Below are 16,283 nucleotides of genomic sequence, written 5' to 3'. Positions count from 1 at the left end.
TTTTAATTCTCCACCAAAGACGTATCAACAAAAGTATTCAATAAAACTTCTAATTCTTTGGAATGAATGGAATGTTGCATAGCCATGAGACGAGTAATTTTCATTTTGCCATTCCGATAGATTTTAAAACTAGTATTGATATTATCTTTTTGGATAAAGAGCTGAAGTTCATATTCAAGAGGTTTGGTTGATATCAGTTGAAAGCCATTCTGATTTAATTGACTTTGGATTTTAGCTATTAATATGTCGAAAGGTTTTTGAGGATCAAAGGCCTTATTATTAACAGGGCAATTGATTAAATAAGCATACTTCTTTGACCGTGTTAAAGCTGTGTAGGTCCACTTGAATCCATTTAATGTTTTTAAGTCATTTTGAGGACGAGCTAAATTAATATATACATTTTCCCATTCACCTCCTTGAGCTTTATGACAAGTCATAGCATAGCCAAAACGTAGATATAAGGCATTTATATAAGGATCATTTTGAATCGCTTGCTTATATTCAGGAGTTCCACGTTTTAAATGAGGATAGCGTTGTTTAAAGTGAATCACTAAGGCTTGAAGCTCTTTAGTAGAAGTGTCATTTTCCTCATTCCAAATTTTGTCATGTAAAACTTTACATTTGATACTAGAAAATGAATCTTCTTTTCTTAACTCAATATCTTGAAATTCTAAAGTTATAGAAATAGGACTTTCTTGTTTTTGAGGAACATTGATTGTAAAACTTTCTATAGCTCCCAAATTTTCAATAATAAACAAATCACCATTATATAGATATTGAGAATTGACCCAAGAATTCTTCATTAAAATGAGACGTTCTTTTTTCTCTAATTTTCTAGGGTTGAGGTTTAGAAGTTTTCTAAATTCAAGATTAATGTTATGTACATCTTTATTGGTATAAGATAAAAATATTGAGTTTTTTCCATACACCCATAGATATTTATCTAAAGCATCATCCATATTTAAGTGATGAATTTCATCATGATCTATGTCAATCGGCAGTTGTAAAAAGTCTTTATCTTCTAGTTTATCCCTTAAGGCTGTTGCAGATTTTAAAATAGCGCTATCTTTAAGTTGGCGATGAACTTCGTTTAAGTGTATATGTTCTATATGATTTGTCTCAAAATACTGTTTTAGATAGTCTATATTGAGTACTTCAGCCTGCGATACATTAATGGGTGGAAGTTGGCATGGATCGCCAACGAGGATTAATTTACGGTTAGAATTTGATAAATCTAAATAATTAGTTAAATCCTTAAATAGATTTCCAGAGCCAAATTGGAGAAAGTCTTTTTCACTCATTGCCTCATGTGAAAGCATGGAAGCCTCATCAATAATGATTACTGCATCGTCTTCTATTTTTTCTTCTGTTACTGAAAATTTTAAAATTTCAGGAATCTCTTGAGTTGACTCATCATCTTTTTTATATAAAAAAGAATGAATAGTAGTCGGGGAAAGCTTAGCCACTTCAAACACATGGTTTTGTAAATTGTGTGCTGCTCTGCCAGTTGTTGATAGTAAGTAGTATTCTGAGTGTTGGTTATTTAGATGAGTGACAATTGTTTTAATTAGAGAAGTTTTTCCAGTTCCTGCACTACCAGTAATAACCAGTGTTTTTGCGGTGGTTGATGTCAAAAAGTCTCTTATCTGATTTTGAATATGCATGTTCTTAATTTTGCGAATGAAGTATCGAATTAGTTTATGGTTAACGGTAAATTTTGACTAGTCGTTAACTCATTATTAGAAAAAAACAGCACCTATTAAGAAAGCAAATATTACTAGAAGGCCAATCACAATTATTTTTGTTGGACTAATTGTCTGTTTAGAGTTCGGTTCTACGGATGAAGGAGTAGAAGGAGTAGAAGGAGTAGAAGGAGATCTTGAACGTGTATCTGTGCGAGAAGGTAATTTCTGTGAATATGATAGACCTGTACCAGGAATCCCAACAGTAGCCTGTTTCCCTTTTTTTGAAATATTGACAGATGCTCCTGGTTTTCCAATGGTTACACTGTTAAGCCCATTTTTAGAAATATTTAGCCTAATACCTGGAAGAATTTTAAGACTTTTTTTAAATCGGAATGACATGATTCTATCTAACAAAGTATAAATTTTAAGGATTTTATCCTATCTTGAATGAACAATCCGAAAATTAAAGAACTGTAAAAATTCTAGTCCCTTTTTTATTGGATATAAATATTTGTTCAAACATAAGGTTTTTATATATTTTGTACAAGCTTACTAAATACCTAATACAACCTGATATGGTTTAAACCCTTCTAGAACGGCCTCTGAAACTAATTGAATAAAAGCCTCAGTTTCGCCATAAGCCATCCATTGATCCAATGCTTCATAGTAGGCTAAGCGATTTTCGACAGTAATAACGCAAGGAGGGTATCCAGCTTTAAGCAACTCAAGGTTCATCAAGAGACGAGATGTACGTCCATTGCCATCAATAAATGGATGAATGCCAACAAAATCAGCATGTACTTTAGCAGCACGTTCAATCGGATGAAGCTTATGTGCTTCCGAACTGTACCAATCAACTAGCTGAGCCATTTTGTCATTTAGTGATGTATAGTCGGGTGGGGTAGTCGTAGCACCTGAAATCAATACGTTTTGCTGGCGATAACGTCCAGCATTGTCATCATCAATATTTTTTAGAATGAGCTGGTGGATATTTCGAATCTGCCATTCAGAAAATGGTTCTTCTTTTCGAATAATGTCTTCAACGTAGTAGATAGCATTTCTATGGTTGATTGCCTCGAAATGTTCTCGTAATGCTTTTCCACCAACCGTAATGCCTTCTAAAACCACTTTGGTCTCTAGCAATGTAAGTGTATTGCCTTCGATTGCATTTGAGTGATATGTCCAACGAACAATAAGGTCTTCTTGTAGATTTTTTACAATTGCAGGGGAAAGAGGACGATGCTGATCTAATTTCGTTTTTAAAGCATCAATATTTTCAAACATAACCTTGTCCCTGAAATTGTACTATTGAATGATACATGAAAAAAAGAAACATATGAAAGTAATGATATAACATATCATTTTATATTGGGTTCACAGGTGTTGATATCGGTAGTCAAGTTCAAATCCTGAAGGTGGATTTGAACAAAAATTAGTTCTAGTATTCAATGCACTAAATCTGATTTGGGTAAAAATTGGGTACAAAATTTATCTATTATGTAAATTAATATTTAAAAACATGAGTTTAGATTCTGAGTTCAATCGACACCATCTCAATTTCGCTCTTATCAACTTATTGACTTTTATTAAGAGAAATATAATTAAAAAAGTCCTTAAGATATTCAGTTTGTTAGATGAGGGATGTTCCTAATGTGAGTTGAGAATCCGAAAAGAAGCTTTAGCTTCTTAATTTAATTGACACCGTTTCAGAAATACCTAAATGGGAGGTTTTTGATTGATTCAGGAGCTTTTTTTTATTTATTGGTACTTGTAGTTAATCATATATTCCATATTGCGCATATTCGAATATTCATATATAAAAGGCTGTCTGTTTAAGAGATTATACTCATGGATCAAATGCCAAAAGTTCAAATTTACCATAATCCTGCCTGTGGCACGTCTCGTAACACTTTGGCGCTTATTCGCAACACGGGGATCGAACCAGAAGTAATTGAATATCTGATTACGCCACCATCAAAAGATCAGCTGATTAAAATGATTCAGGACTCTGGTTTAAGTGTTCGTGATGTGTTACGCAAAAATGTAGATGCTTATACTGAACTTAATTTAGACGATGCGAACTGGACAAATGAGCAATTGCTTGATGCTATGCTTGAACATCCCATCCTGATTAACCGTCCTTTGGTCGTGACAGATTTGGGCACTCGTTTATGTCGCCCATCTGAAGTAGTGCTAGATATTCTACCTTTGCCGCAATTAAAAGCTTTCGCTAAAGAAGATGGTGAAGTCATCATTGATGAGCAAGGCAGACGCTTAAAATAAAAGGTGAAACCCCTAACGCTGTTGGACTTTGTATCAGTGTAGAGCAGGAGATCTAAATGGAGAACATTGTCGCAATTTTTGCTTGGTTAAATGATGTTCTACTTAAAATGACCTGGCTCTCGGATGGGGTGCGCTGGTTCGTTGAAAATGTATTTGGTTTATCCGTTGCAACCCGGTTGGGTGGTAGTGTCCATTTCTTTATTTATGATGTATTCAAGATCTTTATTCTGCTTTCAGTGTTGATCTATACATTATCTTATATTCAAAGCTATTTCCCTCCAGAACGTACTCGGCTGATTTTAGGTCGGATGACAGGAATCAAAGCCAATATCATGGGGGCATTACTCGGTACTATTACGCCATTTTGTTCATGTTCTTCGATTCCGTTGTTTATTGGTTTTACCCGTGCAGGACTTCCGGTAGGCGTCACTTTTTCCTTTCTGATTTCATCACCACTTGTTGACTTGGCTTCAATTATTTTATTGGCGAGTATCTTTAACTGGAAAATTGCATTGGTCTATGTGTTACTTGGATTAGTGCTGGCAGTCATCGGCGGGTCATTAATCAGCTACTTGAAAATGGAAAAGTATGTGGCTGAATTTGTGACTCATCATCAAACAATCTCAGGTGACGATGAAGATTTCAGCATGACTGCAAAAGAGCGGCGTACATTTGCTTGGGAACAGGTGACAGACATTTTTAGTAAGGTCTGGCTTTATGTCTTGATAGGTGTCGGGATTGGTGCGGCAATTCATAACTGGATTCCTGAGCAGTGGATTACCGCCTTACTTGGTCAGGAACACTGGTATTCCGTACTGATTGCCACGATTGTCGGAATGCCAATGTATGCGGATATCTTTGGCACCTTGCCGATTGCAGAAGCACTTGTGACTAAAGGCGTTGGCTTGGGGACGGTTTTAGCGTTTATGATGGCGGTCACCGCACTTTCTCTGCCATCGCTAATCTTGTTAAAACAAGTGGTGAAAACCCGTTTATTGAGCTTGTTTGTAGGGATTGTTTTTGTGGGAATCTTGATTGTTGGTTATAGCCTGAATACTTTGGGTTATTGGTTTTTATAAAAAGTGTGGAGAATAAAGATGCAAATTAAAGTTTTAGGAACAGGTTGTCGTAAATGCAAAGCCTTATTGGCTGCAACTGAAGAAGCTGTAAAAAGTACGGGTGTTCAGGCAGAAATTGAATATGTAACTGATATGATGCAAATTGCTGAAACAGGGTTGTTAAGTACGCCAGGTCTGATCATAGATAATCAAATCGTTTCAAGTGGCAAAGTTTTGGAACCACAAGCCATTGTGGAGTTGATTGAAAAAAATAAATAAGTGTATGTGGAAAACTGTAAAAAAGACCTGTGGCATAAGCCACGGGTCTTTTTTATTTGTGTCTTGAGATGTTAAGAAGTTTTAAATTTTTCCCTTTCTGGCAAGCATATACGGATATGGGTATACTTTTATATTCAGTACTCTTTACTGAATATATGGATATGTGTATATTTGCATAATAGAATGGGAGCAGTTATGGACCACGTTCAGTTTTTTAAATGTTTATCTGATGAAACACGTCTCAGTATTGTCATGCTTATCGCAGAAAACGAAGAGCAATGTGTTTGTGATTTGACAGATAAACTCCAGTTAAGCCAACCAAAAATTTCACGGCATTTAGCCCTGTTAAGATCAAGTGGTTTGCTGAATGACCGTCGGCAAAAGCAGTGGGTGTATTACAGTCTTAACCCACAACTACCTGAATGGTGCTTTGAAATTCTGAATACACTTAAACGTAGCAATGTTCCCGTGTTATTTGATCCCTCAGCTCTATCGATTCAGAGCCATTGCGAGTAAGTTTTTATGAAATTTTTGTTTCTGTGCACGGGTAACAGTTGTCGCAGTATTCTTTCTGAAGTTCTGTTTAATAGTCGAGCGCCTGAAGGTTGGGTAGCTTATAGCGCTGGAAGTAAACCTTCTGGCCAAGTTCATCCGTTAACCATTCAGACTTTACAGAACCTGGGTTTGTCTACCGAAGGTTTGTCGAGTAAAACGATTGATGCCTGTGAACAGTATCAGCCCGATGTCGTCATCACCGTGTGTGATGCGGCAGCACAAGAAGCTTGTCCGTTGTATTTAGGAGGAGCAATCAAAGCACATTGGGGTCTATCTGATCCATCACATTTAGATTTGCCTGAACAAGAAAAATTACAGGTATTTTTAAGTACTGTAGAACATATCAACAAACGCTTAGATGCACTTTTTGCATTAGATACCCATCACATGAGCCGTCCTCAGCTTATTGCTGAAATTAATCAAATTTCCCATCTTTAAGCGAGCAGATCATGTCTAAACCAGGATTATCCTTTTTGGATCGCAACCTGACGCTATGGATTTTTGTGGCCATGGCACTGGGTGTTGCGATTGGGGTGGTATTTCCACAAGCATCCGTCGCATTGGACGCAATGAGTGTAAATTCAGTCAACTTGCCAATTGCGATTGGTTTGATTTTGATGATGTATCCACCATTAGCCAAAGTAGATTATGCAGCTTTGCCCAAAGTATTTCAGGATAAAAAAACATTAGCGCTCTCTCTGATTCAGAACTGGCTGATTGCGCCAGTGCTGATGTTTGTATTGGCGATAGTCTTCTTGAGTGATTACCCAGAATACATGACAGGTCTGATTCTGATTGGCTTGGCGCGTTGTATTGCCATGGTACTGATCTGGAATGGACTGGCATGCGGGGACAATCAATACGGTGCTGCATTGGTCGCATTTAACAGCATTTTTCAGATTCTGTTCTTTAGCAGTTATGCCTGGTTCTTCCTGACCTATCTGCCGCCATTTTTTGGGATAGAAGGGAATGTCATCAATGTTGATTTCTGGACCATTGCCAATGCTGTCCTTATCTACTTGGGGGTTCCATTCCTGATGGGCTTCCTGACGCGTCTATCTTTAGTGAAAGCCAAAGGTCTGGACTGGTATCAGAATCAGTTTCTACCCAAAATTGGTCCACTCAGCTTATTGGCCTTGTTATTCACCATTGTAGCCATGTTTAGCTTGAAAGGCGGTGATGTAGTGAGTTTGCCAATGGATGTGTTGCGGATTGCAATTCCATTGACGCTTTACTTTGTCGTGATGTTCTTTGTCAGCTTTTTCATGAGTAAGTGGATGGGGAATGACTATCCCAAAACCACCGCAATTTCATTTACCGCAGCAGGTAACAATTTTGAGTTAGCGTTGGCCGTTGCGATTGCTACCTTTGGTTTGGCTTCACCAATTGCCTTTACTACGATTATTGGCCCATTGGTTGAAGTGCCCGTGCTGATTGCACTGGTTAGCGTATCCTTGTGGCTGAAGAAAAAATATTATCCAAATTCTTAAGAGGCAAAGATGACACTCCCTAATCTTGAATCTGATCTTTTACCGACACCAACTTTTTCGGAAGTGCAGGCTAAAGAACTAAGTCACCCACCACGTATCTTATTGCTATATGGCTCAAACAGAGAGCGTTCATATAGCCGCCTAGCTGTGATGGAAGCTGGGCGAATTCTTGAGCGTTTTGGTTGTGAGGTTAAAATCTTTCATCCCAAAGGTTTACCTTTACCTGAAGATGGTGATCTGGAACATCCAAAGGTTAAAGAGCTGCATGAATTGTTGGCTTGGTCTGAAGGCATGGTTTGGTGTTCGCCTGAGCGGCATGGTTCGATGAGCTCAATTTTCAAAGCACAGATTGATTGGATTCCACTTGCTGCAGGAGCTATTCGTGCTACGCAGGGTAAAACATTGGCTTTGATGCAGGTGAGCGGTGGATCACAGTCATTTAACAGTGTAAACCAGATGCGAATTCTTGGGCGCTGGATGCGGATGATCACGATTCCAAATCAGTCTTCTGTTCCTAAAGCCTTTTTGGAGTTTGATGGGGAAGGACGGATGAAGCCTTCATCGCTATATGATCGTATTGTTGATGTAATGGAAGAGCTATACAAGTTTACTTTGCTGACTCGCGGTCAGAGTGCCTATTTGACCAACCGTTATTCGGAGCGAAAAGAATCGGCTGAAGAACTGTCTAAACGAGTCAATCAGCGTAATCTTTAAAGCTGATTCGTCATGGTGTGAGCAGGGTAACGGATGGCTCGATCGTTTGTTTAATCGTAAGCATCCGCTGAGCCCCACTTTTCTAACTCATTAATACCACGATAGTGTCCAATAAATTTTAAGAGGACACTATCGGAGTGCTATTTGGTCAGAAAACAGGAGTTCACAGGATACGTGAACCGTTATTTTGATTGTATCAGATGATGTTGAATTGGCGGGTAACGATCTTAAGTACAACAGGTCATCTAATGTCTAGATTGTCTTTTTTGATGCTTTAATCATAATGGCTGTCAATAAATAAAGAGTTTAAACCTGAGAATTAGAGCAATCCTGCTTATTTTTCCTGAAATTTTAAATCAATTTGATATTCGTCCTGAGTCACTTTGATTTTATAGTCTTTATATTTACGTTTACTTGGTGAAAGGGCAGAGTTAGTGACTTCTTTATGGAATTCGCTGTCAGACATAAAAAAATAATACGCCTTATAGCCTAATAAGATCTTGTCAATTTTTTTATCTTTTTTCTCAGCATTACGAATGAGTTCATTTAAATAGTTTAAGCTGATTTTGTCTGACATTTATAAACTCGCAAAGAAAAGTTGCATTATCACACGAGATATAATCGATTTTTATTACAAATTGATGACAGTTGCATTTCGGGTACTTTGGGGTAGATGCTGCATTGAGTATTATTGAACTAAATGTTGTAGATCAAATCTTATTGGATAGATTTGGAGGAAAAACTATTAAAAAAGCTTTTAATGCTGAGTCTAAAGGTTTTTGATTTACAGCCTATAGTGTCGTACAACTCAGTATAGACAGAATCTGTTCGCTCATCAGATTGAAATTGATTGAGTAAATCACCACGGATTTATGAGTCACTAGCGATATTCTTTGTACCGCTCATATCTTCAGTGTTACAGCATCTAATGAGTTTATTTTACAAATGATTTTAGATGCAATTGTGGATGGTATCTAGTACTAGGGATCAATACACCGATCAAGCCGATTAAATGCCCAATACAACTTGATAAGGTTTAAATCCTTCAAGTACAGCTTCAGAAACCAACTGGATAAATGCTTCAGTTTTTCCATAAGCCATCCATTGATCTAGGGCCTCATAGTAGGCCAATCGGTTTTCAACTGTTATTACACAAGGGGGATAACCAGCTTTAAGCAATTCAAGATTCATCAATAGACGTGATGTACGGCCATTGCCATCAATGAATGGATGAATACCTACAAAATCAGCATGTACTTTGGCTGCACGTTCGATAGGATGAAATTTATGTGCGTCATTACTATACCAATCAACTAGCTGAGCCATCTTGTCATTTAATAATGTGTAATCAGGCGGGGTAGACGTGGCACCAGAGATTAGGACATTTTGTTGGCGATAGCGGCCAGCATTATCATCATCAATATTTTTTAAAATGAGTTGATGGATATTGCGAATTTGCCATTCAGAAAATGGTTCTTCTTTTCGAATAATATCTTCAACGTAATAAATAGCGTTTCTATGGTTAATTGCCTCGAAGTGTTCTCTTAATGCCTTCCCACCGACAGTTATGCCTTCTAACACGACTTTTGTTTCTAGCAATGTAAGTGTATTGCCTTCAATTGCATTCGAATGATAGGTCCATCGTACAATAAGATCTTCTTGTAAATTTTTTCTCTGTACACGACAAATTTCACAGAACCCTTATCCTATCAGGATTCTGCTTTCTTAAAATTGCCAAAATTTCCTTAAACTCTTCTTTTTTCCCAAAACCAATTAAACGCTGAATCGCCATTTGAACATAGTCTAAACCATAGCGAAATAAACTCATTGAGAGTCGTCCATGCTTCTTTATTTTTATCGCTTTTTTTTGATTATGTTGCCATTCACCCGTTAAGTAACACCAACAGAAGCTTATAGCTAACACCGCAATCAATTTTTTCACTCGTCTAGGGTCTGTCAAGCGCGTATTTTCAAGATTAAACCCGCGTCCTTTGAGACAACTGAATAAGGTTTCAATTTCCCAGCGTAATGCATAATCCTGAATAGCATTGGCATTAAACTGAGGAGAAACGACGAGTAAAAGCTCTCCATTTTCTAACTGTAGTGCACTTATATATAGTTTCACCCGACCAACCAAAATCCGTCGTTTACGACATTCAATTTGACCAACTTTAAGATGGCGAAATAAATCACTAATTTTATGATTCTTTCCTAAATGATTGGTGACAATGAAGTTTTTTTAACACGAATGCAGAAGTTGATGTCTTGTTCAATTAACCATGTAAACCACTGCTCACCGATAAACTCTCTGTCTGCGAACACATTCACAATACGGTCTTTACCAAAAATGGCTATAAAGCGTTGAATCAAAGCAATACGCTCTTTCGTATCTGAATTTCCACGTTTATTAAGCAATGTCCAAAGGATAGGTATCGCTATTCCACGATAAACGATTGCGAGCATCAGGATATTAATATTTCGTTTTCCCCATTTCCAATTGGTTCTATCTAAAGTCAGTTGCACTTGGTCGAATGAAAACATATTGAAAATCAACTGAGAAATTTGACGATAATCAAAATACTGACCTGCAAAGAAGCGCTGCATACGTCGATAAAATGATTGTGGTAAACACTTGATGGGCAAGGCTTTAGATGCAGAAGAAAGATTACATGTTTGCTTTAAAATAATCACAAGCATGATGAGCGCAAAGCACTTTAAATGTGACTTGTTCCATTTTAGAGATTTGTTTAAGATAAGATATAACTCATTGAGATGTGTCATAGTATTCGTCGTTAGAAAACAATTATTGTGACATTATTTCAATGAGTTATCTATTTTTGTCGTGTACAGAGAAATTTTTTACTATAGCTGGTGATAGGGGGCGATGCTGATCTAATTTATTTTTTAAATCATCAATAATTTCAAACATTACCTTGTCCCTGAATGTGTCTAAAAGAATGATACATCAAAAAGAATATTGAAGAAATGATATGTTATATCATTCCTATTTATGGTGCTTTTAATATTGATATAATCAGTACATCATTTCAAATCCTGAATTAGGATTTGAACAAGATTTCTAAGTGATTCAATACACTAAATCTGATTTGGATCAAAATTTGGTCAATAAATTTCAAATTAGCAATATGAAAAAAGTAAATAATATTTATACGGTATTTTTTACGGTAAAGCTCAATGGACTTTTGTTTTTATCAATATAAAACAATATGATAGCAGCAGATTCCGGTGCGCGCTGAGCGCACCAAATTAGTATATAAGCATTGAACTGTAATATAAAAAATAGTTGAAAAGTATATAAAAAATTAAGATAAACATTCGATCTTATTTGCCATAGCCTGATCACGTTTTTCAGCATATAAAACTCACATATTTTAAAACTGAAAAATCTGAGGGCAGCTTCGTGGGCTATATCGTTAAACTCATTCCAGAAAACTTATATTTTGTTCCGCATGATAATGAAATTGGTACCACGGAATTTCGCAGTAAAGCCGTCGCAGAAGGTTTGTTCTACGATTATGCTGAAGCAACAGCAATGGTAAAGCTATACAATAAAGATATGCTGCAAGATGTTGATTATGAAATTGAGTTAATTGAATAATCGTCGACTTCTTATTATTTGAAAGTATCGCCAAGTTATGCAGAAGCTAATCGCAAAGCTGGAGCTTTTAACCGCATAAAATTATGCCGTAACTGAAAATTAAATCAATTGAAATTTTGCTGTGTGAATGTGTTGAAATGTAGTGGGCTATTGCAGCAAAAAATAAGTTTCACTATATTAAAACTACAGTAGGTCATTCAATGTAATAGACGCTACGATGCAGTTGGACGGATCAATGACAGCTCGTTGAGTTTGTAACTCTTGTTCAAACAATAAAATCAGCACTAGCCTTCCAACATAAAAAAACTCGCAGCAATGCGAGTTTTTTCTGTGCTAGAATGAAAAACAAGCAAATTTACTGTGGTTTTGTAAGTTGTAAATAAAATTTTAAAAAATATGTGTTTGAATTTATTAGATAATTTAAATTTAGTTTAAAAAAATACTACATTGTCAAACAATCTAACAACTCACTTTTTTAAAAAATTTATAAGCTATGGTATAAAAAATTTCCGTCAAGAAAAAGGGAACAACAATGACGCAAATCATCGATATTAAAGTTAAAGACCAGTTTAGCCATATTTACGAAGCAAAAGCATTGCTACGTAATATCCCAGAAACTTCATTGGCAGCGGGTTTGGCACTATTTCACAAAATTGAACACATTATTGTGGAAGGTGAAGTGATTTTACCAAGCATCGAACTTTTGTTTGAAAGCCGCGAGTCTGATAGTATTTTCCGTGTGTTGGAGTAAATATTTGTGAGACTACTTTATTTTTAGAAAAGCTCATTTCGATGAGCTTTTTTGTGCGCAGGATTTTTAAAGCACACGTAAATAAAGTGCTCATTAAGTGTAAAACATATCGCTTTAAACCGTCTGATCTTCTACAAGTTGGATATTTACATCGTATTTATCAAACTCTTGAATAATTTTTTGAATGACCGCTTGCCCAATGTCATCATCGGGTTGAAAACTCAACTCTTGATTGGTTTGACTATCAAAACATTCAATTTGCAAGATTTGCCAGAGCTGGGCATCTGTACTTTGTTGAATCACTATGCGTCGCGGTTGTAAATGTGCTGAAATTTGACGCGGCAACACATTGGTAATCGCTAACTGTATTTGGCTTTCCTGATCTTTTGGGCTTAAAAAGGTAATCACCCAATTGCCAACTTTACTGAGTTGCATTGGATTGTCATAAGCATCAAACGCTAAAAAAAATGCATAATTCATCATAACCCTGTGCCTCAACAATTCTAGAAAATACTATATCGCTGATTTTTATCAGTCGGGGCTATGCCGCTAAAGTCTTAGCTTTTATAGGAATAATGGATCTAAGGTTTATATGTGTTTTTAAGGTGTTGAAAAGTAATAAAAATAAATTAATCCATATGTCCCTGAGCATGGTTTTAATTGTTAAAAAGACTTAAAACTAAGTAAAAAAATCTAAGCTTTAAGTCGGATTAAGCTTTTGCAGAGAGTGGTTGATTTGCTGCAAAATCTGATTGAGTGCTTTCGGTGGTAAACGAGTTTCTTGCAAAGAGGTAATCCATTGCATTTGGCAGAGTTTTAAGCTGCGAATATCCTGAGCTTGTAAAATTCGCTGAATCAGTTGTTTTGCCATTAATCCACAATGACGCTGCAAAGTATCCATCATGAGAAATTTTACATCTTCAAAACTCAAAGCGGTAATTTCAGGCTGTATTTCTGCTTGGGGTTCAGGTTGTTCAGCGGGCTGTTCTGTATTGATGGCAGCTGCAACACGTGCTTCTAAATATGCAGGAACTGAATTTACTTGAAGATGTTGGGTGTGGATTGGTTCTGCCAAACTTTCAGCATGCGCTTGCGGGGTGCTGCTTGCAAGTTGGCTATGAATTTCTGTGTGTAAAGTGGTAGATGATGGCTCTTGCTCTTGTTGCAGCAGAATGTTAGCCGTTTGCTCTTGGTGTTGCAAAGTGTCTTGCTCAAGCGCAGCAGGGGCAATCAGGTGCATATCTAATAGCTGTTCAATCAATTCAGGTGGTGCAAGACGTTGCTTGAACTGATCTCCGAGTAAATCAAAATCTTCAGTACCAATCAGTACCAATAAACGACGTTGACGTGCATTTAAATCACGTGTGCGCTGTTGTAATGCATCTAGACCGAGTTGAGTTTTTTGATAATTAAACATGAGCCTTAATTTATTTCCCCAATAAATTAAGGCAAAGCATAGACTTTGAAAATTACAATAATATGAATAATTTATGACAGGTAAATGCAATAAGATTCACTTGAAACATTTATAAAGTCAAAATACTGGTATTTTCGAGCGCCTTGCGTAAGTAAGGATCTAAATCTTCTTGTCTTAATAACCATTGCACATAATCGGCAGGAAGGTCAGCAATTGCCGTACCACGATGTTTACCAAAATTGATAATTTGTGGAATACGTGCTTCTTCTGAGGCAGTGTAGAGTTCTTCAATACTTTGAATTTGTAATTGATGAACTTCGTGCATCAAAATATTGGCCGTTAAAATAATATCCATATCGGCACGATGCGCTTTTTTAATCATATCACGCGCTTTTTCGCTGCCTTTGGTAATCATATAAATTAAAGCTGAAATATTGTGTGCTTCAGCATTCGGCCATACACGACGTGCAAGTGCTAAAGTGCAAATGGCTTTAATTTTAGAAGTATCCACACCACATTTTTCTAAAGCGCGAATATCGTAATCAATATTATGCCCAATAATATAGGTGGTTTCGGCAGGTAATTCGAAACTACTGTAATGCGGTTGATCAATTAAATCTGATTCTAAAATATGATGTACCGCCATCGCTGCGAATGAAATTGGCTCATCGACTTGATATAACTGATCGAAAATTTGACTTTTATCTAGACTGATTTTGCCATCTTGAATTTGAATGGGGGCGTAGGCAATCTCAATGGGTTGTCCATTTAAAGTATGGGTTTCAGTGTCGAGAATAATTGCCTGCATGTCCTGATTCGCTTGCGTCATTCAATAAAAATGCAATCTAACATTAGCCGCTGCGTATGACAAATTGAATTGAAATTTAATAGGCACTTGTATATGTGATCAATTTACTGATTTTTACCGTAAGTGTTTAATTTTAAATAAAATACACTTGCATATTAATTGTTGAAATCTTGCCTGATACGATAAAAAAGCGTACAAATAAAGATTGCGAAGGATGCAATTAATAAGAATATGAAGACAAGGGTAAGCAAATGAAAAAAATATGGTTAAGCGTGGCTTTAGCCAGCAGCAGTTTGTTTTTAACTGCGTGTAATGATGATCATGACGATACGAGTGTTGTGGTTATTGAGGATGGCATTCCGAAATATAATTTTAGTGCCCCTGTCGTGAAAACAGAGCCTTATTTAGATCAGGGTGCCAATGCGAATAATGTTTTAGATACAGTAAGTGCCTCTAAAACATTGATGACTTATAAAATGTTAGGGGTAAATGGACAGGAAACTCAGGCAACTGCACTTGTTTTTACCCCTCAAACAGTTAAGCCTGCGGGCGGATGGCCACTTGTAGTTTGGGCGCATGGCACAACAGGCGTGGCAGATGCGTGTGCACCAAGTCGTCAAGGTTTAAATGGAAATGAGTACTTCATTGCTAAACTATTGGCAGCAGGTTATGCCGTTGTTGCACCCGACTACGAAGGTTTAGGCGAACCGAGTGGTAAAGAATTACATCCATTCTTGAATTTAAAAAGTGCAGCTTATTCGATTACAGATGCTGTTGTCGCTGCAAGCAAGCTTTTGGGTAATACTGCAGAAACGCGATGGAGTGTAGTTGGACATTCACAGGGTGGACATGCGGCTTTAGGTGCAGCACAGTATGCATCGCGTGCGCAGTTAAATTATAAGGGTGCCATAGCTATCGCACCTGCATCAAATTTAGCGTTGGTATTGGCGGGTGGTGAACAAAAAGCAGCTCAGGAGCCAGATGTAATAAAGAAAGTACAGACACTTGTACCATTAGATACGTTTACTGCTCTAATTGCTGCGGGGCTAAGAAATACTGCTCCAACCTTGCAATATTCTGAAATATTTGTGTCACCAACAGATCAACTTGCTGCTCAGGCAGAGTCAATCTGTTATGAGGCATTAGGTGGGAGTATGCTTCAGCCAATGCGAGAGCACGCACAGACTTATGGAAAATTGGATGGTTATCCACGTACTCAACCGAATTTCATGACGACCATCCCTGAAGTTAAAGATTTCTTAACCCATGGTTCACAGCCATTAAAAGTGAAAATCAGTACGCCTATATTTATTTATCAAGGAACGGCTGACCCAACTGTACCGAAACAAGTCACGGATTACTTGGTTCAGTCAGCTCAAGGGATGGGAACTAAAATTCATTACGTCACTGATCAGGATTTACCTGTAGAGCAAAAATGGGATCATGGTTCGGTGTATGTGGATAATATGGATGAGATTGTCAAAGATGTTCAATCACTAATGCCTATTCAATAAGTTGTTGAATTACGATAAAGATTGATTTGACCTAAAATAGCTCGTGTTTTATCTGAAACATGAGCTATTTTTATGTAAAACTGAGCAAAGTTCATTCTCTCAGTTCACAA

The 16,283-nt window shown here is 37.0% G+C and carries 18 protein-coding genes and 2 pseudogenes; 10 read left to right on the top strand and 10 right to left on the bottom strand.

The genetic code is table 11. The features are described from left to right. Positions 1 to 2: 2 nt before the first annotated feature. The 3 genes from FTU58_RS03955 to FTU58_RS03945 form a co-directional block, all read right to left on the bottom strand. Positions 3 to 1,664, bottom strand: coding sequence for an ATP-dependent RecD-like DNA helicase (locus FTU58_RS03955; protein WP_257222325.1), 1,662 nt, complete (start codon positions 1,662 to 1,664; stop codon positions 3 to 5). A gap of 75 nt (positions 1,665 to 1,739) precedes the next feature. Further along, on the bottom strand, positions 1,740 to 2,084 hold the full coding sequence (locus tag FTU58_RS03950; RefSeq protein WP_180062070.1) for a DUF4236 domain-containing protein: 345 nt from the start codon (positions 2,082 to 2,084) through the stop codon (positions 1,740 to 1,742). 153 nt (positions 2,085 to 2,237) lie between these two features. Continuing rightward, positions 2,238 to 2,969 carry a Fic family protein gene (locus tag FTU58_RS03945; protein ID WP_180062069.1) on the bottom strand — a complete coding sequence of 244 codons (732 nt, stop codon included), beginning with the start codon at positions 2,967 to 2,969 and terminating at the stop codon, positions 2,238 to 2,240. 564 nt (positions 2,970 to 3,533) lie between these two features. Between FTU58_RS03945 and arsC the strand changes: the two genes are divergently transcribed. The 7 genes from arsC (at position 3,534) to arsH (ending at position 8,064) form a co-directional block, all read left to right on the top strand. Beyond that, positions 3,534 to 3,968, top strand: a complete 435-nt coding sequence (arsC, locus tag FTU58_RS03940) for an arsenate reductase (glutaredoxin) (RefSeq protein ID WP_004988483.1) — start codon at positions 3,534 to 3,536, stop codon at positions 3,966 to 3,968. A 56-nt stretch (positions 3,969 to 4,024) separates the two neighbouring features. Continuing rightward, on the top strand, positions 4,025 to 5,047 hold the full coding sequence (locus FTU58_RS03935; RefSeq protein WP_106986396.1) for a permease: 1,023 nt from the start codon (positions 4,025 to 4,027) through the stop codon (positions 5,045 to 5,047). A gap of 18 nt (positions 5,048 to 5,065) precedes the next feature. Further along, a complete protein-coding gene (locus FTU58_RS03930; protein ID WP_004988479.1) occupies positions 5,066 to 5,305 on the top strand; it encodes a thioredoxin family protein in 240 nt (79 codons plus the stop codon). 195 nt (positions 5,306 to 5,500) lie between these two features. Further along, positions 5,501 to 5,821, top strand: coding sequence for a metalloregulator ArsR/SmtB family transcription factor (locus FTU58_RS03925; protein WP_004988477.1), 321 nt, complete (start codon positions 5,501 to 5,503; stop codon positions 5,819 to 5,821). A gap of 6 nt (positions 5,822 to 5,827) precedes the next feature. Further along, positions 5,828 to 6,298 (top strand): arsenate reductase ArsC, encoded by a 471-nt coding sequence (locus FTU58_RS03920; protein WP_180062068.1) that lies wholly within the window; start codon positions 5,828 to 5,830, stop codon positions 6,296 to 6,298. 11 nt (positions 6,299 to 6,309) lie between these two features. Further along, positions 6,310 to 7,350, top strand: a complete 1,041-nt coding sequence (gene arsB, locus FTU58_RS03915) for an ACR3 family arsenite efflux transporter (protein ID WP_180062067.1) — start codon at positions 6,310 to 6,312, stop codon at positions 7,348 to 7,350. A gap of 9 nt (positions 7,351 to 7,359) precedes the next feature. Continuing rightward, positions 7,360 to 8,064, top strand: coding sequence for an arsenical resistance protein ArsH (arsH, locus tag FTU58_RS03910; protein WP_180062066.1), 705 nt, complete (start codon positions 7,360 to 7,362; stop codon positions 8,062 to 8,064). Positions 8,065 to 8,398: 334 nt separating this feature from the next. Here arsH and FTU58_RS03905 read toward each other — a convergent pair whose 3' ends face one another. From FTU58_RS03905 to FTU58_RS03890, 4 genes and pseudogenes are all read right to left on the bottom strand, one after another. After that, positions 8,399 to 8,641 (bottom strand): hypothetical protein, encoded by a 243-nt coding sequence (locus tag FTU58_RS03905; RefSeq protein ID WP_004755870.1) that lies wholly within the window; start codon positions 8,639 to 8,641, stop codon positions 8,399 to 8,401. 431 nt (positions 8,642 to 9,072) lie between these two features. Continuing rightward, positions 9,073 to 9,735, bottom strand: a pseudogene (locus tag FTU58_RS03900) (Fic family protein); the annotation flags it as partial. Between the two features lie 19 nt (positions 9,736 to 9,754). Further along, positions 9,755 to 10,845, bottom strand: a protein-coding gene (locus FTU58_RS03895) for an IS4-like element ISAba1 family transposase (RefSeq protein ID WP_085940648.1) whose coding sequence is annotated in 2 segments (ribosomal slippage) — positions 9,755 to 10,305 and positions 10,305 to 10,845 — 1,092 coding nt in all. Because the reading frame shifts where the segments join, the coding sequence is not laid out codon by codon here. A gap of 73 nt (positions 10,846 to 10,918) precedes the next feature. Continuing rightward, a pseudogene (locus tag FTU58_RS03890) lies at positions 10,919 to 10,993 on the bottom strand (Fic family protein); the annotation flags it as partial. 492 nt (positions 10,994 to 11,485) lie between these two features. Here FTU58_RS03890 and FTU58_RS03885 point away from each other — a divergent pair. Together FTU58_RS03885 and FTU58_RS03880 are read left to right on the top strand one after the other, a co-directional pair. Beyond that, on the top strand, positions 11,486 to 11,683 hold the full coding sequence (locus FTU58_RS03885; protein WP_004972905.1) for a hypothetical protein: 198 nt from the start codon (positions 11,486 to 11,488) through the stop codon (positions 11,681 to 11,683). A 532-nt stretch (positions 11,684 to 12,215) separates the two neighbouring features. After that, positions 12,216 to 12,434, top strand: a complete 219-nt coding sequence (locus FTU58_RS03880; RefSeq protein ID WP_004972907.1) for a hypothetical protein — start codon at positions 12,216 to 12,218, stop codon at positions 12,432 to 12,434. A 114-nt stretch (positions 12,435 to 12,548) separates the two neighbouring features. Here FTU58_RS03880 and FTU58_RS03875 read toward each other — a convergent pair whose 3' ends face one another. From FTU58_RS03875 to FTU58_RS03865, 3 genes are all read right to left on the bottom strand, one after another. Further along, the gene (locus FTU58_RS03875; protein WP_004972910.1) at positions 12,549 to 12,917 is read right to left on the bottom strand and encodes a hypothetical protein; all 369 of its coding nucleotides are present in this window, start codon (positions 12,915 to 12,917) and stop codon (positions 12,549 to 12,551) included. A gap of 217 nt (positions 12,918 to 13,134) precedes the next feature. Continuing rightward, a complete protein-coding gene (locus tag FTU58_RS03870; protein ID WP_179988940.1) occupies positions 13,135 to 13,851 on the bottom strand; it encodes a hypothetical protein in 717 nt (238 codons plus the stop codon). A gap of 109 nt (positions 13,852 to 13,960) precedes the next feature. Then, a complete protein-coding gene (locus tag FTU58_RS03865; RefSeq protein WP_026438378.1) occupies positions 13,961 to 14,659 on the bottom strand; it encodes an exonuclease domain-containing protein in 699 nt (232 codons plus the stop codon). Between the two features lie 251 nt (positions 14,660 to 14,910). Here FTU58_RS03865 and FTU58_RS03860 point away from each other — a divergent pair, with 251 nt between their 5' ends. After that, the gene (locus FTU58_RS03860) at positions 14,911 to 16,173 is read left to right on the top strand and encodes an alpha/beta fold hydrolase (RefSeq protein WP_180062065.1); all 1,263 of its coding nucleotides are present in this window, start codon (positions 14,911 to 14,913) and stop codon (positions 16,171 to 16,173) included. Positions 16,174 to 16,283: the final 110 nt, after the last annotated feature.

The organism is Acinetobacter sp. YH12120 (genome assembly GCF_013418795.1).
Taxonomy (GTDB): Bacteria; Pseudomonadota; Gammaproteobacteria; order Pseudomonadales; family Moraxellaceae; genus Acinetobacter; species Acinetobacter towneri.
This window is presented reverse-complemented; position numbering and strand designations above follow the sequence as displayed.